Source organism: bacterium (assembly GCA_023150945.1).
In the GTDB taxonomy this organism is placed as follows: domain Bacteria; phylum Zhuqueibacterota; class Zhuqueibacteria; order Zhuqueibacterales; family Zhuqueibacteraceae; genus Coneutiohabitans.
Window position 1 is genome coordinate 141,030 of record JAKLJX010000010.1, and the last position, 24,227, is coordinate 165,256.

The 24,227-nt window shown below is 59.9% G+C and carries 19 protein-coding genes; 3 read left to right on the forward strand and 16 right to left on the reverse strand.

Annotation, left to right across the window (positions count from 1 at the left end; translation table 11 throughout):
* Window positions 1–421: 421 nt before the first annotated feature.
* From L6R21_14595 to L6R21_14670, 16 genes are all read right to left on the reverse strand, one after another.
* Window positions 422–1,483 (reverse strand): N(4)-(beta-N-acetylglucosaminyl)-L-asparaginase, encoded by a 1,062-nt coding sequence (locus L6R21_14595; protein MCK6560421.1) that lies wholly within the window; start codon window positions 1,481–1,483, stop codon window positions 422–424.
* A 91-nt stretch (window positions 1,484–1,574) separates the two neighbouring features.
* Window positions 1,575–1,997 (reverse strand): GNAT family N-acetyltransferase, encoded by a 423-nt coding sequence (locus tag L6R21_14600; GenBank protein ID MCK6560422.1) that lies wholly within the window; start codon window positions 1,995–1,997, stop codon window positions 1,575–1,577.
* The gene (locus L6R21_14605; protein MCK6560423.1) at window positions 1,994–3,394 is read right to left on the reverse strand and encodes an aminopeptidase P N-terminal domain-containing protein; all 1,401 of its coding nucleotides are present in this window, start codon (window positions 3,392–3,394) and stop codon (window positions 1,994–1,996) included. Before L6R21_14605 ends, L6R21_14600 begins: the two co-directional genes overlap by 4 nt.
* 129 nt (window positions 3,395–3,523) lie before the next feature.
* Complete coding sequence (locus tag L6R21_14610) at window positions 3,524–5,524, reverse strand: S9 family peptidase (protein ID MCK6560424.1); 2,001 nt, start codon at window positions 5,522–5,524, stop codon at window positions 3,524–3,526.
* An 81-nt stretch (window positions 5,525–5,605) separates the two neighbouring features.
* Entirely contained in the window at window positions 5,606–6,898 is a 1,293-nt protein-coding gene (locus L6R21_14615) for an amidohydrolase family protein (protein ID MCK6560425.1), read from the reverse strand.
* Between the two features lie 30 nt (window positions 6,899–6,928).
* Window positions 6,929–8,347 (reverse strand): DUF6029 family protein, encoded by a 1,419-nt coding sequence (locus L6R21_14620; protein ID MCK6560426.1) that lies wholly within the window; start codon window positions 8,345–8,347, stop codon window positions 6,929–6,931.
* A gap of 3 nt (window positions 8,348–8,350) precedes the next feature.
* The gene (locus L6R21_14625) at window positions 8,351–8,839 is read right to left on the reverse strand and encodes a TlpA family protein disulfide reductase (protein MCK6560427.1); all 489 of its coding nucleotides are present in this window, start codon (window positions 8,837–8,839) and stop codon (window positions 8,351–8,353) included.
* Window positions 8,840–8,870: 31 nt separating this feature from the next.
* On the reverse strand, window positions 8,871–10,088 hold the full coding sequence (locus L6R21_14630) for a PEGA domain-containing protein (protein MCK6560428.1): 1,218 nt from the start codon (window positions 10,086–10,088) through the stop codon (window positions 8,871–8,873).
* A gap of 38 nt (window positions 10,089–10,126) precedes the next feature.
* Window positions 10,127–12,283: an Omp28-related outer membrane protein gene (locus L6R21_14635; GenBank protein ID MCK6560429.1), complete on the reverse strand. Its 2,157-nt coding sequence runs from the start codon at window positions 12,281–12,283 to the stop codon at window positions 10,127–10,129.
* A gap of 59 nt (window positions 12,284–12,342) precedes the next feature.
* The gene (locus L6R21_14640) at window positions 12,343–13,101 is read right to left on the reverse strand and encodes a hypothetical protein (protein ID MCK6560430.1); all 759 of its coding nucleotides are present in this window, start codon (window positions 13,099–13,101) and stop codon (window positions 12,343–12,345) included.
* Window positions 13,102–13,159: 58 nt separating this feature from the next.
* Window positions 13,160–14,860, reverse strand: coding sequence for a transglutaminase-like domain-containing protein (locus L6R21_14645; GenBank protein MCK6560431.1), 1,701 nt, complete (start codon window positions 14,858–14,860; stop codon window positions 13,160–13,162).
* A gap of 38 nt (window positions 14,861–14,898) precedes the next feature.
* Window positions 14,899–15,117, reverse strand: coding sequence for a type II toxin-antitoxin system HicA family toxin (locus L6R21_14650; protein ID MCK6560432.1), 219 nt, complete (start codon window positions 15,115–15,117; stop codon window positions 14,899–14,901).
* The gene (locus tag L6R21_14655; GenBank protein ID MCK6560433.1) at window positions 15,117–15,359 is read right to left on the reverse strand and encodes a type II toxin-antitoxin system HicB family antitoxin; all 243 of its coding nucleotides are present in this window, start codon (window positions 15,357–15,359) and stop codon (window positions 15,117–15,119) included. Before L6R21_14655 ends, L6R21_14650 begins: the two co-directional genes overlap by 1 nt.
* A 25-nt stretch (window positions 15,360–15,384) precedes the next feature.
* Entirely contained in the window at window positions 15,385–16,770 is a 1,386-nt protein-coding gene (gene cysS, locus L6R21_14660; GenBank protein MCK6560434.1) for a cysteine--tRNA ligase, read from the reverse strand.
* 270 nt (window positions 16,771–17,040) lie between these two features.
* Window positions 17,041–19,866, reverse strand: a complete 2,826-nt coding sequence (locus L6R21_14665; GenBank protein ID MCK6560435.1) for a phosphoesterase — start codon at window positions 19,864–19,866, stop codon at window positions 17,041–17,043.
* Window positions 19,867–20,133: 267 nt separating this feature from the next.
* Window positions 20,134–21,459, reverse strand: a complete 1,326-nt coding sequence (locus L6R21_14670; protein ID MCK6560436.1) for a cytochrome c family protein — start codon at window positions 21,457–21,459, stop codon at window positions 20,134–20,136.
* 482 nt (window positions 21,460–21,941) lie between these two features.
* Between L6R21_14670 and msrB the strand changes: the two genes are divergently transcribed.
* From msrB to glk, 3 genes are all read left to right on the forward strand, one after another.
* Complete coding sequence (msrB, locus tag L6R21_14675) at window positions 21,942–22,400, forward strand: peptide-methionine (R)-S-oxide reductase MsrB (protein ID MCK6560437.1); 459 nt, start codon at window positions 21,942–21,944, stop codon at window positions 22,398–22,400.
* A gap of 185 nt (window positions 22,401–22,585) precedes the next feature.
* On the forward strand, window positions 22,586–23,185 hold the full coding sequence (gene msrA, locus L6R21_14680) for a peptide-methionine (S)-S-oxide reductase MsrA (protein ID MCK6560438.1): 600 nt from the start codon (window positions 22,586–22,588) through the stop codon (window positions 23,183–23,185).
* A 65-nt stretch (window positions 23,186–23,250) separates the two neighbouring features.
* A complete protein-coding gene (gene glk, locus L6R21_14685; protein MCK6560439.1) occupies window positions 23,251–24,219 on the forward strand; it encodes a glucokinase in 969 nt (322 codons plus the stop codon).
* Window positions 24,220–24,227: the final 8 nt, after the last annotated feature.

The window sequence follows — 24,227 nt, forward strand, 5'->3', positions numbered from 1 at the left end:
GCAGGAACATTTTTCCCCGGCGAAAGGGTTCCAACCTCGGCTGCGCCGAGGTTTCTGAGACTTCGAGTGCGGTGGGAACTCTGCGGATTTCGAGGCCACGGCCAAGCCGTGGCAGGAACATTTTTCCCCAACGAAGAGGTTCCAACCTCGGCGCGCCGAGGTTTCCAAGACTTCGAGGGCGGTGGGAACTCTGATGGTATCGATGCAACGGCCCAGCCGTGGCAGGAACAATCTGCGCCAATGAAAAGGTTCCAACCTCGGCGCGCCGAGGTTTCTGAGACTTCGAGTCCCGCGGGAACTCTGAGAATTTTGGATGCAACGGCCCAGCCGTTGCAGGAACATGCTGCAAAGTAGTGATGCCGGCGCGGTGAGGTTCACCGGCCGGCATCAGCTTGTCGAATTCGAAGAATCTTCTCAGCCCTCAAGGCTTCACCAATTCGCCCTCCATCGCGGTGAAGCCGTCGGGATTGGTGAAAGCCACTTCATGCTTGCGACCCTGGGGATAGGCAATCGCGGCACAGCCCACTTCGCCTTTCTTGTTCACCGCCACGAATTTGTCATAAAAATCGATGGGGGTGCCGAGCTTTTTGTTGATCTCGATAATCCGCCGGCACGCTTCCACGCACGCCTGCGTCGGCGACAGGCCCTGCCGCATCAAAGACACCACATAGAAACTCCCGCACGTGCGAATCACTTCCTCGCCGCGGCCGGTGGCGCCGGCGGCACCGACTTCATTGTCGACATACAATCCCGCACCGATGATGGGTGAATCGCCAACCCGCCCGGAGATCTTGTAAGCAAGCCCACTGGTGGTGGTGATGCCGGCGACATCGCCCTTGTCATCGACGCCCAGCACGTTGATGGTGCCGTTGGTGCGGCCGGTGCGATCACGATAGATGCCATCGGCCGGCGGCAACCAGTCGTCTTGATCGCTGTGGGTCTCCTTCCACTTGAGCCAGATCAAGCGCGCCTGTTCAGTGAGCAGATTTTCAACCTGAAAGCCGTGCATGATCGCAAAGCGCTGTGCGCCGGGTCCCACGAGCATCATGTGATCGGTGCGTTCCATCACCAAGCGTGCCACACTGCTCGGCGTTTTAATGCCTTCCAGCGCGGCCACGCAGCCGGCCTTGTAGGTCGGGCCGTACATGCAGGAGGCATCGAGTTGCACCACGCCGTCTTCGTTCGGCAGGCCGCCGTAGCCCACGCTGGTATCCTCAGGATCAAGCTCGGTGACATTCGCGGCTTTCTCGACCGCATCGAGCACGTTGCCGCCGCCGCTGAGAATTTCCCAACCCGGGCCGTTGGTTTTCCGGCCCCAATCCTCGCCGCGGCTGCAGACCAGCACCGGCAGTTTGCCGCCGGGCCGCGTGAGCCTTCTGGTTTTGCTCGTGACAATCGCGGGAAAACCCGCCACCGCGGCAATCGCCGCGCCCACGCCGGAGGCGGTCTTGATGAAGTCGCGCCGTGACAGCTTGTTGCTCATGTTTGGCTCCTGGGAATTGATGACTGATGCGAAGCCGCGGGCGCACAGAACGCGCCCCACCGAATTCTGTGACGGCCATGCGGCTTCTGCTTCATGATTGGGTTCGTCGCATAAACGCCAACTTGTCCGATTGACTGCTGAATCCCCACTTTTCATAAAAAGGAACCAATTCCGGCAGGCAGTACAATTCGAGGTGTCTCACCTGTTGCAGGTCGGGATGCTGCACGATGGCCTCGAGCAGGGCGCGGCCCGTCCCCGATCGGCGGTAGGGCGCCGCCACGATGACATCAAAGATGAAGGCCTTGTAAACGAAATCCGTAAGCACGCGGCTGAAAACCGCCAACTTTCTGCCTTCTGGTTCGCAGAAAGCGACAATCAAGTCGCACTGCTTGAGCATGCGGCGCGTATCTTCCAAAGTCCGGCCTTTGGTCCACCACTCTGCTTGAAAGAGCTGATGCAGTTCTGAGCTTTGTGCCTCATCGAGTTGATCGATCTGTTGGAGTTCTGTCTTCATTCCGCCAGCTTTTCGAATTGGCCCCTTTGCGCCATCAAAGCTTCAATCTCAGCCACGCCCCGCGGCGCGCCGGCCGAGAGGTTTTCATAACCATTCTCCTTCACCAAAATGTCATCTTCGATGCGCACGCCGAGATTGGCGTAGCCCTCCGGTAAACCATGCTTTTTTGCGGTGGCGGCAGATATGTAAATGCCCGGCTCGATCGTGAAGACCGTGCCGGCCTGCAGCGGGCCGTACGTGCCGGCGTCGTGCACATCGAGGCCGAGGTAGTGGCTCAGGCCATGCGGGAAGAAATCACGATAAGTTCCGGCTTGCACGTTTTCCTCGACGCTGCCTTTGAGAATGTCGAGTTTGATCAAGCCGGCGACAATCACGCGCACGGCGGCGGCGGTCAAGTCGTGGAAGCGGACACCGGGCTTGACCAGCGCCATGGCCGCCTCTTGCGCAGCCAGCACGATATTGTAAATCTCTGCCTGCTCGTTGGTGAATTTGCCGCTGATCGGAATCGTGCGCGTGACGTCCGCAGTGTACATGCCGTATTCCGCGCCGATGTCGATCACCACCAGATCGCCGGCTTGCACTTGGCGGTCGCCGGCGCGATAGTGCAGGATGCAGGAGTTGGGCCCTGCGCCGACGATGGAGGGAAAGCCCAGACGCGGGCTGCCGTTTTTGGTGAAGACGTACTCGAGCATCGCCTGCAATTCATATTCGCGCATGCCGGTTTGCGCCGAGGCCATTACTTCGCGCTGCGCCGCGCAGGTGATGGCAATCGCGCGGCGCAACAGCGCAATTTCCGCGGGTGATTTGACTTCACGCAAGCGCTGCAGAATCCTGCCGGGATTCTGCAGCTTGACGCCCAACAGCGTCTCCAGCGCGCTGTGCGTGGAATCAGCCGCCGGTGAGGTGCGGCGGTGTTGTTCCGCGCGGCCGGTCTCCAAATACAACGTATCGGCGGCAGCCAGCGCAGTGCGATAGATCCGGTCGAATTCCGCCATGCTCAAAACCACGCGGAAGCCCAACGCACTCTGCGCGCCTGCCACGCCCAGGCGCGGGCCGTCCCACATTTCGGCGTGGGGATACCGCGGCCGCACAAACAGGATTTCAGTCGCCGGCTGGGTGTGTTCCGGCACGACGAGGCCGGCCGGCACCAGCAGCAGTTTCGTATCTGGCTCAGTGCCTCCGGTGAGATAGTAAAAATTGCTGTCCTGGCGGTAATCGTGTTCCACATCGCCGTTGCGAATGACTTCCTCACTCGCTTTGAACAGGGCAATGCTTTTGGCACTGAGATGCCGCATGAAAGCGGTGCGGTGCGCCTGCCAGTGCTGTGGCGTTTGCGCCGGGAGGGAGGACGAAAGGAGAAGAATTGAAAAAAATGCTGCGGTGTGCTGCCATTTCATGAACGCGATCCTCTGAGATTAAACAGTCGTCCAATTTTGATCATGCAACGCAGAAATGCCGTAGCGCAGACTTTCCCCGGCAGGCCGGCAGGGTGTCTGCGCTACGTTGTCATCCTGCGGAAGATTGCCTCACGGCACCGCCGGCCCGCTGGTGGCGCCTTTCACGTATTTTTCAAACCACTCGAGATTGCGCTTGATGGAGAAGAGTTGATGGTTGGCTTCGCGAAAGCCGTGCGCGGCGCGCGGGTAGATGTCGAATTCCACGGTCTTCCCCAGCATTTTGAGTGCGGTGTAGATTTCCCAGCCTTGCGTGAGCGGTACGCGGTCGTCCTTGTCACCGTGCGAGATGAGCAGGGCAGTCGATGACTTCTGCACATGCGCCATGGGCGAGGCCAGCCATGCCTTTTCCATGTTTTCCCACACCGGCAGATTCCAGTGCACCATCGAGTTTTCGTAGGGAATGTCGGAAGTTCCCGTGAACGAAACCCAGTTGGCGATGCCCGCGCCCATGGAGGCGGCCTTGAAATGTTCGCTGTAGCGTGTCGCTGCCAGGCCGGAGAAATACCCGCCGTAGGAAAAACCGCCCATGCCGACGCGGTTCAAATCAATCAGACCCTGCCGATCGAGATGCGCCAGGCCATCGAGCACGTCTTCGAATTCACGGCCGCCGAGGTCTTGGTGATCGGCCTTGGCATAGGCCACCCCGCGGCCGGTGCTGCCGCGATAGTTCGGACTGAACACCACGAAACCATTCGCCGCCAGCAGCTCGCCCCATTGCACATAGTTGGTGCTCCAGCCGTCCAAGTAGGCGCTTTCCGGACCGCCGTGAATCTGCACGAGGCAGGGATAGCGCTTGCCCTTCTCGTAGTTCAGCGGCAGCATCAGCAGTCCGGTAATTTCCAAGCCGTCGCGCGCAGTCCAGGAAATTTCTTCGCTGCCGGCGAGTTGCACATTGGCCAGTTCGGGATTGCTGTTGGTCAAACGGGTGAGCTTGCCGGTGGCCAGGCTGCCGCTGAAAGCTTCGTTGGGGTGATTGTCGGTGTTGGCCACCAGCGCGAACGATTTGCCGTCTCTCGCCAGCGAAGCCGCATTGAACGTGAACCCGCTGGTGATTACAGCCGTCATTCTTCCGCCTTGCGCCGGCATGGTTTTCAGCACGGTGTGACTGCGCTCGACCGCGGTGAAGGCCAGCGTCGTGGCATTGATCCATTCGACCCAGGTTGCCGTGCCTTCATAGTTTTCGGTGATGTTCATCGCGGTGCCGCCGGCCGCGGCGACGACAAAGATGCTGCCATGGGCGGGATCGCTCTCGTCCACACCCGCGAGAAAGGCCAGCCGTTGGCCGTCCGGAGACCAACTCATAGCGCCGAGCTTGCCTTTGGTCTCGGTCAGCAGTTTCGCCTCGCCACCCGTGCGATTCACAACATAGATCTTCTTGAACATGTAAGAATCGTCAGTCTTGGGCGTCGCGCTCGCTTGCAGGACCAGCTTGCTGGCATCCGGCGACCAGACAAAACTCCACACCGCGATTTCGCCGGTCAGCGCTTGGGCTTCGCCGCCGGCCGCCGGTTGTACGTAAAGGCGCGGGAATTTGAAACTCTGGTCGACGGTTCGAACGTCCTTGCCGACCTTGGCATTCTGCTTGTCCGCTGCGGTTTGGACGTCGGTCATGAGGTAAGCGAGCCACTGGCCGTCGGGTGAAAGGAGATAACTGGTAATGTCGCTCGCGGCCTTGGCAACCAACTGGGCTTCGCCGCCATCAAGCGCGATGCGATAAACTGCGTTGCGCTCACTCTGTTCCTTGCGCAGCGCGGAGAAATAGAGCCACTTGCCCTCCGGCGACCATTGCGGCGCGCTGACGCCTTGTGGTCTGAAGGTGAATTGCCGGGCCGCACCGCCCGAGACCGAAGTGACGAACAACTCGCTGTAGCGGCCCCCCGTTTCTTCCTCGGCGGCGCGAGCGGTGGTGAGCACATAGGCAACGTTCTTGCCAGTTGGATCGATCTCTGCGGCGCTCACGATTTTGAGATTCACCACCATCTCCGGCGTGAGGCGGTTTTGCGCGAACAGCATGGTTGCGCTCAACAGAACCAAAAGGGAAAGCACATGCACTTTCTTGCTCAACAACATGGAAATCCTCCTCTGCGATTATGAATAGTCATTGACACAACGTCCCAATGGCCAATATTGGTCTTGCAAGTAAAGAGACAATCATCTCCCACCCGGCGAGATTGATCTCGCCTCCTGCCGGTAGATTTTCCCCTCCTTCATTACGAATACCACCTTGCGCACATAGCGAATATCCGCCAGCGGATCGCCCTTGACTGCAATGACGTCTGCGAGCTTGCCGGGCGCCAATTCACCGATTTGTTCGGCCATGCCGAGCAGGTGCGCGGCGTTGATGGTCGCGGCTTGCAGCGCCGCGTGCGGAGACATGCCGTATTGCACCATGAGCTCGATTTCCCAGGCGTTCTCGCCGTGCGCGAACACGCCCACGTCACTGCCGCACACGATATTCACACCGAGCCGCACAGCACGCGCGAACATCTCTTTTTGCTCGGCAACGCGGCGCTGGCGTTCTGCGCGTTCCTGCGGTGCCGCATAACCTGCAATCGCCTCCACCGCGGCCAAAGTCGGACAAAGAGCGACCTTGTGTTCGAGCATGAGCTTCAGGCTCTTCTCATCGGCCTGGCTGCCGTGTTCGATGCTCTTCACGCCGGCCAGCACCGCGCGGCGAATGCCTTCCGGAGTGTTGGCATGCGCCACCACCGCATGTCCGGTCGCAGCCGCTTCATCAACCGCCGCCTTCAACTCGTCGAGCGTAAACGTCGGCGCGTTCACACCGCCGTGGCGATAATCCGCATAGACTTTGATCCAATCCGCGCCGTGGCCAATCTGGCGGCGCACGACGCGGCGCACGCCGTCAACACCATCCGCGATTTCCGCGCCCTGCGGCACTTCCCAACGCGGATCGAACCCCGCCGGCCCGTAGCCGCCGGTGATCACGATCGCAGCCGTGGCCACCAACAGTCGCGGTCCGGGAATGATGCCCTGCTTGATGGCATCACGAATGCCGACATCAGCATAAGCCGCGCCCTCGGTGCCGAGATCGCGCAATGTTGTAAAACCAGCCAGCAAAGTTTTTTCAGCGTGAACCACGGCACGCGCGGTGCGCAGTGCCAGCGATTCCTGCAAGACTTGATCATTCCACGATGCTTCGTTGTAGGGATGGAGGAACAGATGGCTGTGTGCGTCGATCAAGCCGGGCAGGAGGGTGGCCTCGCCCAGGTCGAGGCGCTTGACGTTCACCGGCAACGCCGCGGCCTGGTCTTGCACCGCGACGATGCGGTCTCCCTGCACCAGCACAACGCGGTGTGGCAATAGTTTTCCGGTTTGCGCCTCGAAGAACCGCGCCGCGGTGAGCGCGAGAATCGGCGCGGGTTCCTGCGCGGCCACGAAACCAGCACTCAGGCACAGCGTCAGAAAAATCGGTTGCAGGCGCATCACAGTCTCCTCTGAAGTGATCAGACTGCCTCAAAAACGCGTGATCAGCGTCGCTTCCACACCTTCCAGCTCGGGCTTGATCACGCACACGCCGCCAACGCAAATTTTGCCCTTGCGTCGCGAGCCCGCAACCAGCGACAGATCGAAGTTCTTCCAGAAATTCACATCGACCTGCACGGCGGCCCAGAGCTTTTGGCTCAGGTCCTGCTCGGTGGTGCGCTCGGTGAGCAGCGAAACCGTCCAGTTGGGCGCATGACTGAGCCCCAGCGTCACCGCCTGGCTGTAGAATTGTTGATCGTTCAACAACCGGCGTGTGTGTTGATGCTCGACAATGGCTTTCACCGCGTAGAAGTCCGTCACCTCCGCGGCGGCACTGCCGACGAGATTGAGATAGCGCGCTGACGCATCCTGCTGGCGGCTGGCGGCGCCGAACAATTCCCAGTCGAAGGGCGTGGTCCACTCGAACTGGCTGTAGAATTCTTCGAAGAGTCTTTCCTGTTGATGATTCTCGGTGCGGCTGTAGTGCGCGGTGAGCACGCCGTCTTTGATCACCGGATAGGCGGCTTCGCAGGCATAGCCGGTTTCATCGTTGGTGTTTTGCACGAGTTGATGGCGGTTGAGCAGCGTGTAGAGATGTTCGCGCGCGACCAGCGGCGGATTGTTGAAATAGACGCCTTCATATTGCTCGAAGCGATCGTAGTCTTTGAATTCCGCGGTCAAGCTGAAGGCGCCCAGCAAGGCATTGGCGTTGAGATAAAGCGCCGCGCCGGATTTCGTTTCATTGGGATTGTCTTCGCGGGCATATTCGAGATAAAGGCTGCCGTGCGGGAGATTGATTTCGGAAAACAGCGAGCCCCAGCTCACGCGCTGCTTGCCGTCAGGATGCGTGGTCACGGCAGTCGCGCCGGCATGAACTTGTTTGAGCGGCTTCAGGCGCCATTCCGCGCCATGAAAGATCTTCTGCCGTTCATTCTCGCGATTGATCGGCTGGCCGGAGAGCAGGGTGAGATCGAAGTTCGCCTGGCGATAGGCAACCGTGAGGCCATCGAGGCGGGTGTCGTAGCGCAATTGCCGGTTTTCGAAGAAGCGCAGCGTCAAGCCGCGGCCGAGCAAGGCATAGTTGTGGCCGGCGCGCACGTTGAGCGTGCCGCTGTCATACTCCAGAAAGCGTTGGGCGAATTCAGCCTTGCGAATGGATTGATCGGGCGCATAGATCTGCGGTGCGTTGTGCATCTCCAGCCGCAGGCCGAGACGAAACTGGCGATAGCGCAAGTTGCCTTCCGTCCAATTCTCAAAGAAATCGCGGCGAGCCGGTGATTGCAGCTTGACGTCGGCGCTGGCATTGTGCGCATATTCAAGCTGGTTGTTGCCGGAAACTTGAACCTGCGCCCGCACCGCAGCAATGGGCAGGAGGGAGATTAGAATCAGGCAGGTGGTGGTCAAGTGCACGGTTCACTCCGGTGGCAGCAGCCGGACAATCTGCTCCGCCAGTTTTTTTTCATCACCTTTGCGATAGCCGGTGTGTGTGTAGACAATTTCGCCGGTCTTGTCCAGCAACACCGACAGCGGCGGATTCGAGCCTTGATAGAGCTTGAACACCTTGTTGTCGGTGTCCAGCAGGAAGTGAAATGGGTAGCGATGGGTATTGACAAAACTCTTCACTTTGCCGACGGTCTTGGGATCGTCAATCGCAATGGCGAGTATCGTCAAGCCGCGCTGGGCGTATTGCTCGTGAATCTCTTTCAGCTTTCTCATCTCGGCGTGGCAGGGCACACACCAGGTCGCCCAGAAATTGATCAAGATCGGGCCTTTGCCGAGATGCTCGGAGAGCTTGTAGTTGCCGCCGGCGAGATCCGGCAAAACAAAATCAGGGCCGCGTTCGGGCCGCGCAAAGCCGAGCAGCGCCAGGCTGAACACCATCACGATTCGTGCGGGCTTCATGGAAAACCTCATGTCCGAATTTGTTCGTGGTTCAATCACTCGCGGACCAATGCGCCTGCAACACCTCGCCGGTCACGCTGTTTTGCACAAAGGCCACCACCTGCAACTCACCGGTCCAATCCGCCCTGCGCGCAAACTCGAAGTCAAAGACGGCGCTCCCGCCCGGCGCCAGGGCGATGGCTCTGCCCTCGGCGCTGGGATAAAGCGCGCGCATGACATCGAAGAAACGCTTCTGGCCGTTGGAGCCGGGCGCCACGGGATAGACAATCTCACGCTCGATCAAAGCGAGCTGCAGAACCGCGTCTTGACCCGCCCAATCCGTGAGCGCTTCGACGCGCACTTTGCCGGTAATGGCGCGCGCGGATTGCATCACCTCCGCGAATTCCTCAAAATCCAAAACCACCGTGGCCTGCCGGCCGCTGCGACCGGCCAGCGCGCTGCGAAAGCGCGCTTCGAGATTGGCGGTGCCGGCCAGCCGCCGGAGGCCGTCGACCACCGCGAATGGCAAGGGCGGCCGGCCGTAGAAACCGTAGCGGCTGAGATTCTCCGTTTGCGCCGCCAGAAAAAACGGATCCTGCCGGCCGGGGAAATCGGGATGATAGGAGATCACGGCCGCTGAATCAACACCCCTTTCGACCAGCACGGCCTCGATGATGCGATCGGCCTCCGGGCAGGGCGCGCAATCGGTGTTGGAGAAATGCTCGACCAACGTCAATGCCGGCCGCAGCGCCAGGGCTGGCTGAAGCTCGGTGGTTTGATTGGTGCGAATGCGAAATGACTGGCGCACCGGTTCATATCCGCCTTTGTGCAGAGCCAGCTCATGATCGCCGCTGGCCAAACCGGCGATGGTCAAAGGCGTGCGGCCGAGCGGCAGGCGGTTGACTCGCACGAGCGCGCCCGCCGGCGTGGAATTCACCTGCACATTGCCAACGCTCGAACTCTGCCGCAGCTCGAATTCCACCAGCGCCTCGGCGCCGGCGCTGAGGGAAATCACCTGGGAATCCGGAATGACATTGTGCCCGGCGAGAAAGAGATGCACGACGTGCCGGCCCGGAGTCAAGTCAGCAATCAGTGCCGGCGCCTCTTTGCCGGTGTCGCGATAATCGACGAAAATGCGGCCGCGGCCGAGGCTCGTCTGCACCACCAGACCGCCGGCGCCGGGCTCGAACGAAACCAGATCGCCGTCTTTGGTGGTGCAGGAGAGCAAGCTGCAGCACAACAGCAACGCGAATCGAAGGGATTTATTCATGCGCGAATTCGGTTGAGGCTCAGGGCAGCGCGAACGGCTCAATGCAAAAGGATCATCTTGCGCGTGTCCTGAGCTGCGCCATGGCGCAGCCGGTAGAAATAAACGCCGCTGCGCACTTGTCGGCCCTGGTCATCGCGGCCGTCCCACGTCACTTCGTGGCGGCCGCTGCTTTGTTCTTGCTGGACCAGCGTGCGCACGGTTTGGCCCAGTTGATTGATCACCACCAGCGAGGATTGCTGCCGGGCACCGGCGGGCAAGGTGTAGACAATGCGCGTTTCCGGATTGAAAGGATTGGGATAATTCGCTGCCAACTCGAAGCGGTAGACTCGGCCGGGTTCATCCGGCGCAGCGAGGCCGGTGGGAAGCGCCAGCCAGTTGTTGATTTTGCCGAGCAGCAGGTTTTTGTCTTCCACGCCGTCGATGGTCTCGAAGCCGAAGGTGGTGAAAACGACGCGGCCATTGCCGTGCGTGCCGTAGTGCACCGCGCGAATCCCGGAGACGGCGTCGGGCGTTTGGAAGAAGCTGAAAATCGCGTTGCTGTAAAGCCCCGCCGGCGCGATTTGATTGGCGAATCTGCCCTCTGCCGGATTGACCGTGCTCGCGCCCGTGCCACCGGTGATGAAGAGCAGCGGCAAGCTCTCCGAAATCGGATCACCGGCAATGCCTTCCACCACCGCCGGCGTGTCGTTCCGTTTCACGAAGGAAGCATGCAAATACTTGGTGAGGAATTCCAGGCTGCTCGCCGAGTAGTACGGGCTTGTTGGGTCGCCGAGTTGATAGGCGAGATCAAGGCCGTTCAAATACAAGCGGCCGCCGTGATCGAGATAAGCCTTGATCAGCTCCTGTTCCGCCGGCGTCAGCCCGGGCCGCGAGAGTGCCGTCATCCACAGAATGCTTTTGAAGCTGTAGAGATCATCTCCGGCTGCAGGCAGCGAGCGGCTGGAGATGGCGCCGTAGTTCTGGCCGGATTGGTCGAGCGCAGGCAGCACGAAGGATTCGTATCCATTCTCCTCATCATCCACCAGCAACAGATCCAGGCCGTAGGTGGTGAGGCGGAATTCCAACTGCTCCGAAGTCACATTCGAAGAGGAGAATCGCAGCCGCGCGAGGCCTGTGCCGTTGATAGAATTGGCGTTGACGTTCACCGTCAGCGTGGCGGTTTCTTCCGATTGCAGCGTCAAAGCCTCGGACTGCCCGGGCGTGAAGGTGCCGTTTTTGGTAGTGAATGATGCCGACCAGCCCGCTGCGCCGGCGAATTCGAGATTGAGGCTATAGGTGTCGGCGAGCAGGCCGCTGTTGGTCAAAAGCGCCGAGAAACTCGCCGGCTCGGTGCTGCGGCCCAGCGCCTCTCTGGTCGTGGCGGTGAATTTGGCCTCGTAATCCGAGAGCAGCGGCCAGCGTTGCGCTTGCTGAATCTCGCTGTTGGCCGCGAGCGATGAGCCAACTTTGTAGACCTTCACCACCACGCTGCAATTTTCCGGCACGATGGCCGGCGCAGCGGCGGAAACGGTGTACTCGAAGGTTTGGGAAATCGTCTGATTCTGATTCCACGCACCGTTGACGATTTGCTGGCCGAGCGCGCCGTTCATCATCGCGCGCACGGTCCACTCGTGCACGTAATTCGGCAGGGTGGTGCGGCCCGGCGTGCAGGTGGTGTTGGAAGTTTGGGCGTAAACCTGGCCGTCTTCGACCAGAATCGCGTTCCAGCGGTATTCGCCGTTCAAATTCTGCAGCGCGGTGAAATCGACGCTGGCGGTGAATTTGCGCGTGGCGCGATCGTATTTTCTTTTCATCACCATGCTCACGGTCGCAGGCAATGTGGCGCGGTTGCTGATTTGCTGTGGCCAGAGATTGCGGCTGATGATGCCGGTAGCGCGATCAACGATGCCGGTGGGATAGGCGCTGAAGCCGAGGGAGTTGATGATCGAGCTGCCGGCGAAGTTGGCAAAGGGATCGCCGGCGCCGGTGGGGCCGTGATAGGCCAGCACAATGGTGTTGGGATTGCTGGCCAGGATGCTGTGCACGACGTCATCGCCACACGGACACCACTGGCACCAGGTGCCCGTGCAAAACTCGAGCACCGGGTTGCGCTGCGTCTGACTCAGTGACAAAGATGGAATCGCAAGATTGAGCGCCAGGGCCAAAACGAGCGTCGCGGCGGCGACGGAGATACGAAGCCAGTTGATGCGCTTCATGGTTGCCCTCCAAAAGTGGATGATTCCAGCAGCAGCCTGAATTATCAGGCCATGAAAGTTTATTGGAGCAACAGCATTGCTCGCGTTTGTCTGTATGCGCCCACACGCAATTGGTAGAAGTAGAGTCCGCGCGGCGCGGGTCTGCCGGCGTGATCGCGTCCATGCCAGGTGACTTCACGGCGGCCCGGCGTCACCAGCCCGTGCCACACCCGCGCCACTTCCCGGCCGAGCAGGTTGTAAACCAGCAATTCCACCGGCACCGGCCGGCCGCCACCGATTTCAAAGGGAATCGTGGTTGCAGCGCTGAAGGGGTTGGGAAAATTCGCCAGCAGTTTGAAGTCCGCGGGTCCGCCTCGCGGCATCTCTGCCACGGCGGCAGGCTGCGTGCTGGCCGTAAAGGTCAACTCGGAGAATTCGGCGGCGTTGTTGATGTTCTCAACCCGAATCGGCACTGCGGCAATGGCGGTTTGGGTGGGATCGGTGGTGAAGTTCAAATGAAAATCCGAGGTCTCACCCGGGGCCAGCGCAGGAATCCCGAGCGCGGTATCGGGAATGGTGTAGAAGTTCAGGAACGGCGGGAAACACAAATCTCCGCTGCACAGCGAAGTGCTCCAGCCCGCGGGCAGGTCGTTTTGCATGCGGATGACGCGAATCTGCAACTCCTGCGCGCTGAGGTTCTTAATGCGGCCGTCGAGAATGATCAACTCCCCGGGATTGCCGCGGCGGGCCAAAGTGTCAGCCGTGAAAGAAAAGCTTTGCGGCAGCGCGGCGGCCGGCAACAGCGCCAGCGCCGCCGCGCACAGGCAGATCTTCTTCATGAACGCCTCCTCACAGCAGGGATCAGCGCGCGGTGGGCAACCGCGAGCATGATCGGCCTCACGGTGTGGTTTTGCCTTCCACGCGATAATTGAACTCGAAGGACAGGCTGTTGCTCCAGTCCTCATCGAGAATGGTTTTGTAGCGGGTGCCGTCGCTGGGGCCCACCGGCTTGCCGTAGGAATAGAACCAATTCACCACCGGCGTGCCGCTGAAGCCCAACGCAATCCAATAGCGGCCGGGCGCCAGCTTCACGTTCTTTTGAGTGAAATCGAAAGGTTGCCAATAGTAACCCGGACGGTTGGAAAGATCCGTCATCGCCAGCAGCGGGCTGGTGGCAATGTTTTCGCCGGGTTTGGAATCTTGATCCTGCAAAATCTCCATCCACAAGAATCCTTCCCCGCCGAACTTTTGCAGCGCCAATGCGATCTTTTCCACGCTCACCGGCTGATCGAGTACGAACATCTGGGCATATTGCGCCGAGCGCGTGACATATTCCGCGGTTTCCACCAGAAAGTTTTTGCGCAGCTCCTGCGCGCCGCCGGCGCCGGTTGCCACTTCGCGCGTGAAAGCGAAATTCACGCCCTCGGGAAATTCGAGATTGCCGAACACAAACGGCTTGGTGTAGGCCGCTTTGCCGGGTTCGGCGGGAACCGGTTTCGGCGGCGGGGGCGGAGGCGTTGCGGCTGCGACATAGGGCACAAACGTCGCTTTGACGTCCGGCGAAAGCAGCAAGTTCTTGGGGCCGTAGGCCTGGCGCTTGGCCGTGATCATGGTTTTGTCTTCGGGGAAATCGGCGTTAATGGTCTCTTCGAATTCCGGTTGCGCCTTGGTGCCGCGCGCCACGGTCCAGCGCACCAAACCATCCTGCGTGGTTTCTTCATTGTCGAGGCCGACTTCGATGCGCACGTAGCGGTTGCTGGTGAAGAGCTGGCTTTGTTGCGGATCGAACGGCACCCAGCCGAGATCGGGAAAATAGACATCGATCCAGGAATGACGGCCCTGCGCCATGCCCAGCGTCAGGCGGCCCTCGCCGGTGGTGGCATCGTAGGAACGATTGAGGGTGACGCCGTTGACGATGCGCACCGGAATGCCGACCGCGCGCAGCAACGCGGCAGAAAGATGGGAATAGTTCTGGCAATTGCCCTTGCCGGTGTTGAACGAGTAGATCGCATCATAACTGGGAGGCGTCAAGACATAATCGACATGATCGACGACCCAGGAGAGAATGCGTTGAACCGCATCGAATTCGGTGGTCACCCCGCGCGTCAGCTCTTTGGCTTTTGCTGCAATCAAGGGATTGTCCGCCGCCACTTGCTTGGTCGCAGCCAGATAAGCGGCTTCCGGGCCGGTGAGCGCGGTGAGCGGAAAGGGCGCAGTGGTGTTGATCGTGGCCAGCTTCACCCAATTCGAGGCGGTCAGGGAAACCGAGGCCACGATCGTTGCCGAGGGTTGCCGCCAGGTGGCGGTCACCACTTTGTTGCCGCGGGCGTCGAGCTTCTCTTCTCGGTCGCTGGGCGGCGGATTGAACTGCAGGTTGAGATTCGAAATTTCCTGGTTGTAAGTCGGCGAGGTGAAGGAGGCGGGAATCACCGTGCTGACGATGAGCAAATTGATGCCCGGCGCAGGCACCAGCCGCTGCGAGAGCGTATAGTTGATGCGAGAAACCTGGCTGCCATTGAGGGTATAGTTTTCTTTGCCGGCCAGTGAGGTGGTGACTGCCAGCGAAAGCAGAGTTACAAAAGCTTTTCCGCGGCGCATAAGACTGTTCTCCTGAAGTATCGAAAAAGTTGATCCAGTTAGAGTCGTTCCCAAGTTTCTCGATCAATGCCGGCCTGCCGTAGAATTCGGGCAAGCAGATCGCGGCTGATATCGCTCTGATGTGGATTGGGTATCGCCAGCTTCAGTTCTCCTTTGATCATGTATTGATGCTTGCCGCCGGCATATGGGCCTTCAAAACCCAAATCCCTGAGATGGCGAATCAAATCGATTCTCTTGATGGGGCCAAAGCCTGGCATTACGCCATTTCCCGTTCAACCGAAAGCTGGATGCCTTCAACCTCGGGGAACTGATGTCCCATGCGCAAACCCAGCACGATCCAACCTTCGAGAACTTCCTGCAATTGCTCGCGGCATTCTTCCAGGGTTTTGGCGCTGGCATATACGCCTTGAAAACCGGGAATTTCGCCATAGAACATGCCCTCCGGCAAAATCTCATAAGTCGCACGGCGCAAAGCAGCATGAATGTAATTCGTCAGCATGATGGCTCCAGAAATTCACAAGCATTCAGACTTTGGATGATTGCCGGCGCAGTTTCGGCCCTTGCGGCGTGTCTTCAATCTCCCAGCCCGCTGCCTTGATTTGGTCGCGCAAGGCATCGGAATCCTTCCAGCGTTTTTCGCTGCGCGCGAGCCGTCGCTGCTCCACGAGCATCATGATTTCGTTTGACACGGTTTCTTGCTTCGGCTGCCAGTCTGCCAGGCGCAGCCCCAGCACGCGATCGAATTCAAACAGCGTCGCCTTCTTGGCAGCAGAGGGCACCTCGCTCTTCACCAGTTCCCAGGTGACCGCAAGCGCACGCGGCATGTTCAAATCGTCATTGATCTGCTCGAGAAATCTGCGGCGATAGTTTTCATCGATGACGCCGGACGCCTCCCACTCATGCATCGTGGTGCGCAAGCGCTGCAGGGCCGTGGCCGCGCCTTCCAGGCTCTCCCAGGTGAAATTCAGTTTGGTGCGGTAGTGTGCGCCCAGGCACAACATGCGATACGCCAGCGGATCGATGCCGCGGTCGATCAGCGTCTGCACCCGCAGAAATTCGCCGGTGGATTTTGCCATCTTGGCGTCCTCGAGCTGCAGGAAGTAGCCGTGCATCCAGAAGTTGGCGAGACGCGTGCCGTGGCAGGCTTCGGTTTGCGCGATCTCGTTGGTGTGATGCACCGGAATATGATCTTCGCCGCCGCAGTGAATGTCGAAAAACGGGCCGAGGTATTTTTCCGACATCGCCGAGCACTCGATGTGCCAGCCCGGAAAGCCAATGCCCCAGGGGCTGTCCCATTCCATCTGGCGCTGCTGACCCGCCGGACTAAATTTCCACAAGGCAAAATCGGTGGGATTGCGTTTTTCGCCGACTTCGACGCGGCTGCCGGCCTGCAGGCCTGCGATGTCCAACCGCGCGAGATAGCCGTAGTCCGGCAGTTTCGAGGTGTCGAAATAGATGCCGTCCGAAGTGCGATAGGTGAAGCCCTTGGCTTCGATGCAGCGGATGGTATCGATTTGTTCGCGAATGTGATCGGTGGCGCGGCACCAAATCGTGGGCGGCAGAATATTGAGATGCTGCAAATCTTCCTGGAAAACGCGCGTGTATTCTTCCGCGATTTGCCAGGCGGATTTGCCGGTGCGGCGCGCGCCTTTTTCCATTTTATCTTCGCCGGTGTCGGCATCGGAGACGAGATGGCCGACGTCGGTGATGTTCATCACGTGTTTGACCGCATAGCCGTTGCATTCGAGTACGCGGCGCAGAATGTCCTCGAAAAGGTAGGTGCGCAGGTTGCCGAGGTGGGCAAAGTCATAAACCGTCGGGCCGCAGGTGTACAAGCCGACTTGATTCGCATTGAGCGGCTTGAACTCACGAACTTCGCGGGTATAGGTGTCGAAGAGGCGCAGGGTCATATGAAAGTGATTTCTCTAAAATTCAGAAGTTTCGGCAATTGGGCTGCCACGATTGCGTTCATTATCCCGGGGGAAATGCTGCCCGGTTTCTGAACGAAGCGCTGCTTGTCAACACCCCGCAGTGGCAGGACATCGACAGCACAGGTATTTGTCAACCCGTTTTCATTGTCCGGCGTAACTTTGATCTGCCAAAGATCTTGGTCAAAATGATCCTTCTCTTGTTTGCACGTGTGAATGAGTGTTTGTTTCCGTTTTGGGTCGCGAGAATTTTCAAAACCCATACTTGGCGCGGCGCAGCTCGAAGGCGCGTTGTCCGCCCTCCAGCACTTGCTCGACCAGCAGTTTCACCGATTCACGATCGATCGCGCCGACATTGCCCTCGCGAATGACCGCGGTGTTGGATTTGCCCTCGCCGCCCGTTTCCAATGCGATGATCAGCTCGGCGTCGCCCAGCACCGGAATGTTGGCGTTGTGCGTCGCAAACAAGAACTGGCGCCGCCGTTTCTCCTGCCGCAAGGTCGGAATGATGGTGTCGGCGATGAAGCGATTGTCCAGATCATCCTCGGGTTGATCGATGACCAGCGGCGTGCGGCTTTCGGGAAACAGCAGCAACAAAATCGCGGTGGCTTTCTGGCCGGTGGAAAGATCCGGCAAGCGGCGCCAGCGCGGCGCTTCGTCCGGCAGCGCCACGTTCAGCTCGATGGTGAGGCGATCGGGCAGATCCAGCTCTTCGAGTTCCAGCAAAGTCCCGGCTTCGAGATTGGCCAGAGTCTCGGCTTGGCGGTCGGTCAATTGGTAGCGGGCCTGCACCGCCGCTTTGCCGGCGCGCAAATGCTGCATGAAATCCGTCTGTGAAAAGCCGGGCGTCGCGGCCAGGCGCTCGTAGAAATCTTCCTGAAAGCGCTTGCGCAAGCTGCGCAACTTGCCGAACAGCAGTTCGCAATCCGCCTCGCGTTCGAGCGTGACCCGCAGCCGGCCTTGCAGCAGCCGGTTCACCCGCGCGACCGCCTTCTGATCGAGGCCAAACAGTTTTTTGCGATCAGCTTGCCGGCGCTGCAGCAGCTTGTGCCGCTTCTTTTCGAGTTGCCGGCATTTTTGCTGCAACTGTCCGTGCTTGAGGCGCAGCGGCTCCAGGCGCTCGATTTCCTGGCGCAGCCGCAAGAAAGCGGCGCCGTCGATTTCTTCCTTCTGCAGATCCATCAGCGTGCGTTCGTAATCCTTCTGGCGCGCCTGCCGGCGGTTCTGCCATTTTTCCATGATCACCAGCAGCTCGCTTTGCGTGCGGCCGAGGGCTGCCGCCAGGTCGGCCAGACGCGCGCCGAGTTCCTTTTCCAAATCCTCCAGTGCGGTTCGTGCTTCCTCGATGAGATCGCCATTGGGCAGCGCCGGCCCGGCCGGCAGCGAGAACGGCTCCACTTCCAGGCGCTTGCGGGCCTGCTCGATGACGCGCTGCAATGATTGCAGATGTTCGCGGCCGCTGTGTAGCATTTGCTCTTCGCGGGCCAACAGTGCCTGCTCGCGCAGCTTGGCAGCGATGCCTTTGTTTTCGAACAATCGCAGCTTTTCCTCCAGCGCCGGCAATTGGCTGAGTTTTTCCTCGAGGTCGCGCAATTCGGCCAGGGCCGCCAGCGAATGTTCGCGGTTGGCCTCCAGAAGCTGGTTGCATTCGCGCCGGCCGGCCTCCAGCGCACCCGCGTTTTCCGCGCGGTAACGGCTGAGCAGATGTGCCTGCTTGGCGGTGTCGCGGGCAATCTCGGCGATTTCGTGCTGGCCGAAAATCTCAACGCTGGGCACGATGTCGAAGACTTGCAAGCGGCGGCGCTGGCCGGTTTCATCATAAATCGCCGGCTCGCCGGGATAAAGCCGCTCGATCAGGTAGTAACTCGGCGAGGGTTGATTGGTGCGCACCAGCAGTGAAATCTTCGTGCCGCTTTTGACGACTTCCGCCAGAATGCTCTCGTGCGTCTTGCGCGCCAACTCGCCGAGCGGCGGTTGGTCCAACACGTAACGCAGGCTTTCGATCACCGTGGATTTGCCGGTGCCGCGGCCCCCGATCAGACAATTCAGATTCTCATTGAAGTGAATGGCGCAGCCGTGCAGAAAACTCGCCTCGCCCTCCCAGGTCATGGCCACCAACTCGACATGGGCGCTGCGGCGTGCCGGCCGCGCCGGCTCATGCGCTCTTTCGGTGAGCAGGTCGAGGCGCGATTCCGGATCGAGAAAAGCCTGCCACAGGGCCTCGATGCCGGGCGTCGACATCTTAATGATGGTGCTGCACGCCGGATTTTCGATGTCTTTAAGATTGTACACATCCAGGCAATTCACCAGGGCGAGCGGCCGTTCCCGGCGGTAATGATTCAACTCGCCGCTCACGATCTTGCGCTCGAAGGCGCGCAGGTCGGCGCGCGCGCCGGAAATCTGTCCGGCAAGCAGATTGGGATCGGTGAAATATTGCACGCGGGTGGTTTTGGCGCATTCGAACAACAGCCCGTTTTCGCGATCAATATGCGCCGCGATGCAAATGCCGCGGCGGTCTTTTTGGATAATCTCGAGAATCTGCGGGAAGGATTTGGGGGATTGCTTCGGCGCCAGGCCGCGGCCGGTCACCCAGCGGCCCTTGGGAGGCAGGCCCAGCTCGGTCAACACATGATCCAGTTCCTCGACCGGCGCGTTGAGATCGAACAAGCAGAGCACATGCAGCCCTTCCGTGCTTGCCACTTCAAAGCCGGGAAAGACCAGAATGCCTTCCTGCCTCAGCTCGCGGCGCACGATTTCCACATACTCCACGCTGTTGTGATCGCACAGGCCGATCGCATCGATGCCGGCTTTCTTGCAGCGCTGGGCGAGCGTCAGCGCAAAATCCCGCTGGTAAGGCTCGGTGTCCTTGCGGTATTTGGAATCGAACCCCTTGAAGCGGTCTTGCATCGGGGTATTCACTTGCAGCGCGCAGCGAAAATCCCGTGCGCCGTGCGATTGCTCGAGCGCATGCGCCACGGCCTCGGGCCAATGATGTGCCCACGGCACAGCGAAGCGCGTGCCGTTGCGCTCGCGCGGACGCGTCAGGATAACCGTTGAAGCTGAGGCATGTTCGCTCATGAGATTCCTGCTGCCTGCCCGCCGGCGGTGTGCGGGCGTCGTTCTCTCCAATGCGAGAAAACGTGGATGCGAAGGGCAACGCCCTGGAGAGTTTGCAATTCTGAGATGACGCCAAGCCTTGAGCGCCGCTTGCTGGAAATCCGCGTTCTGTCAGCTTACGAACGCCGGGGTTATGAATGTGACGATGCCAGGGTCAGTCAAGGCCGCAGAAAGTAAACTTTTTTCCGAGGCGATGCAAGGTGAAATTGCTGTGCGCCACCGGCAGGTTCAATCAGCTCGGGAGGCAATGGGGATTTGCCGCTGTTCTGTTGCCATATCGACGATTGGAACTTTGGCAACCAGATCACCCAGCCCCAACGCCCGCAGAAAATAGGGCGGCAGGCTGCGAAAACGCAGGCGCACGTCGAGATTGATCGCGCCGCGGAGACCGGCGGGAATGGCGATGCGATAGCCGGCAGTGCGCGTGGCGAGGAAGGGAATCATGTTGTTCTCCACGGTCTTGGCTTCGAAGAAGAACAGCACCTCGCGGCCGTCGATCCCGCGCAGCGTTTGGCGGAACACGGTAAGATCAACATCGGTATTACGGTCAAGCTCGCTGTGCTGATCCCGCAAATCGCCGTTGGCATCCAGCGCGCCGCTTTGGTACAAGAGATTGCCGTTTTGATCGGCCGCGCTGATCGCAATCCACATCTGCCGTTCTGCGGCCACGCCGGAGGGCAGGGAATGGCCGGTCCTGTTGTTGAAGATGCTCACCTGCACTTGCAAAGTGTCACCGGCGCGAATCGTGGCAGGATGCGTCACCCGCATGCTGGCGGCATTCTGCAGCAGTTTCTCGCTCTCCCGGCGCTGCAAATCTGCCCCGGGAAAATCCACCAGCGGCACATCCACGCCGACGAAAGTGTGGCGATGCACTTGCTCACGCAGGGGACCGTCAACCGCAGCCTGGCCGGCGTACACCGACATGTGGCAGTCCTGGCAATCGAACGACATGCCGGCGAGCGCGGCTGCATTCCATTCGCTGAACGTTTCCTCGACCGTGGTGCCGAGAGTGTTGATCACTTCGTGGCAGCCGCCGCAAAATTGCGAGCGGTCGAACAGCGGGTTGAATTGCGATTCATGAAACGAGTTGGTCGCCGGATCCGCCAGGCTGCCGTATTTGATCTTGCCGGGCTTGAGCTCGATCTCGGCATTGAAAGGCTGATTGATTTTGGTGATGGAATGGCAAACATCACAGCTCACGCCCTGCCGGGAGATGGGCGAAAGGTTTTGGGGATCGAAGAAAGGCGGCGTTTCGCCCGTCAGGCTCGCCACCGGACTGTGGCATTTGGTGCAGAATTGATCGAGCTTGCCGCCGGTTTTCTGCTGGCCCACGGCATTCATCGCGAAAAACACCGGATCCGTGAACGCATAGGCGTGCATGGAACTGCGCCATTCCGCATAGTGATTGGGGTGGCATCCCTGGCAGGTTTCCGCCGAGGCGAAATCCGCAACTTTGAATTTGGGCGAATCACCGGCCGGCGGCTGCACGGGATCCGGATTGCTGCAGGCGGTCAGGAGCAGGAGAGAGGCAAGCACAAGCAAAGCGTTCTTCATGGCGTCTCAGAGTCAGGCGTCGCGGTTTCGGTTTGCCCGGCAGCGGGCACGCAGCCGCGAAGCGGTTTCACGCCGCGCGTGGGCGCCGGTCAAGGTGGTTCGAATCTAGGCAGATTTTTCAAATAATCAAGCTTGCGGAGAATTGACTTTGCCTTCGCTGCAGCCTATATTGCGCAGGCCATGCGACATGTCATAAAATTTCGACAGGCGCGGGCCAGCCACGGCTGCAACAGAAACCGCCGGCAGTTGGAATTTATTCGGGCGGTTTGCCGTTTGAACCAGAGACATTCATCTGCCCGGTGCGGCCGGGCAAGCCGCAACCCTGCGGTTGGTTCAAACTCGCCGCCGTCCGTTGGTTCGGCGGGATTCTCAGGCAAAACGCATTCATGAGGTGCAAAGCAATCATGCTGAATTCGCGATTCATCATTTTGACTGCCGCCGTGTTGCTCACGGCCTGCATGGCCAAAGGGGAGAAACCCGAGATGACCAACCACCTCGCAGTTGCCGACAGCAGCCGCACCATCAAGCCGCTGAAAAAGACCCGCGAGCAATGGCGCCGCCTGCTGCCGCCGGAAGCGTATGGTGTGCTGTTCGAGGAAAACACGGAATATCCCTTTACCAGCCCGCTCAACCGGGAAAAACGCAAAGGCACTTTCATCTGTGCGGCGTGTTACCTGCCATTGTTTTCTTCCGAGGCCAAATTCGAAAGCGGCACGGGCTGGCCGAGTTTCTTCAAGCCGATTGATCCTGCGCATATCGGCTCCAAAACCGATCACAAGCTGATGCTGCCGCGCACGGAGTATCACTGTGCGCGTTGCGGCGGGCATCAAGGCCATGTGTTTGATGATGGTCCGCCGCCCACCGGCCAGCGCTGGTGCAACAATGGCGTTGCGCTGAAATTCATTCCCGAAGGTGAGCCGCTGCCGGCGCTGCGCGACTAGCCGGCGCCGTTTCCCAAATCACTTACAGTCGCAGCGCTCCAGCAACGGCTTGACCGTTGCAGCGGCGGCCGCGTTGCTACTCTCGTCCGCGACCCGCGGCGCGCTGTCGCCGCTTGCGACTTCAACCCTGGACCATAATCTCGCGAGTCGATAAAATGAGAACACTCTTTGCAGCAGCCGCACTGATGCTTTTCTCCTGCCAATCTTCCGGACAGGACAGTCACGAGGCTGCGCCGGCACCGGCGAGCGCAGTGCCGGCACAACATCTCGCCCGGGCAACATTTGCCGGTGGGTGCTTTTGGTGCATGGAAGCGCCGTTCGATGAAGTGGCGGGCGTGGTTTCCACAACCTCGGGCTATGCCGGCGGCAACAAAATCAATCCGACCTATGAAGAAGTCTCTGCCGGCGGAACCGGTCACGCCGAGGCGGTGCAGGTGGCGTATGATTCTACCCGCATCAGTTATGCCCAACTGCTCGCGGTGTTTTGGCGCAATATCGATCCGCTCACACCCAACCGCCAGTTTTGCGACAGCGGCACGCAATACCGCTCCGCGATTTTTTATCACAATGAGGAGCAGCGCCGCCTGGCAGAGGCCTCGAAACAGCGCCTGGCAGGCCGCTTTTCGCAGCCGATCGTCACGGAGGTTGTCCCGCTCCAGACTTTCTATCCCGCCGAGGAGTATCATCAAGATTTCTACAAGAAGAACCCGCTGCGCTACAAAGCTTATCGCAGCGGCTGCGGGCGCGACCGGCGTCTGCAGGAGCTGTGGGGCGGGCAGAAATAAGTGTGTCTCGAGCATGGTAAATGGGCAGCGCAGTCGCCGCTGAAATTCAATTGAGGGAGAGTGGCATGATCCTCGCTGGTGATGTTGGCGGCACCAAAGCACGTCTGGCATTGTACCGCATCGTGCACAACCAGCTTGTCCGCGAGAGTACCGCAACCTTTGCGGTGCGCGAGCACGGCAGCTTGGAGGAAGTGGCGGCGGCATTCGTGGCCCGCCAGCAAGCGCGCGTTGCGCAAGTCTGCATCGGCGTACCCGGGCCGGTGGTGCAGGGTAGATCCCGGGCGGTCAATCTGCCCTGGCTGCTCGATGAGCAAAGTCTCAAACAGGCGCTTCGCCTCGAGGGCGTGAAGCTGGTCAATGATCTCTTCGCAACAGCCGCGTCCATTCCTCTACTCGCAGCCGATGACTTGATCACGCTCCATCCGGGTGAGGCGCCGGGCCCGGAGGCGACCTACGCTGTGCTGGCACCGGGAACCGGCTTGGGGCAGGGATTCTACAGCAGCCTCGCCGGCGTGCTGCCTTCGGAAGGCGGCCATGCTGATTTTGCTCCCACCAATGAAATCGAAATCGAGCTGTTGCGCTTCTTGCGCACCCGGCTGCGGCGGGTGAGCTACGAGCGGGTGTTGTCAGGCCCGGGTTTGGTGAATATCTATGAATTTCTGCGGGAGACCGGTCGCGCGGCTGAGCCGCCGGAGTTGCGCGAACGTATGCAGCGCGACGATCCGGCAGCGGTGATCGCAACCGCCGGCCAAGCCAATGAATTCCCAATTTGCGCGCAAGCCCTTGACCTCTTCGCTGCCATCCTTGGCGCGCAGGCGGGGAACCTGGTGCTGCATCTGCTGGCAACCGGCGGTGTCTACTTGGGCGGCGGCGTGTCGATGAAAATCGCCAACAAGCTCAGGGACGGCACAGTGGTAAAGTCTTACCTCAACAAGGGTCGGCTGTCGGACTTGGTGAAGAAAACGCCACTGCACATCATCCGAGACGATCATGCCGCGCTGCTCGGTGCCGCATCATTGGCCCGCAACTTGTAGCGTGGCTC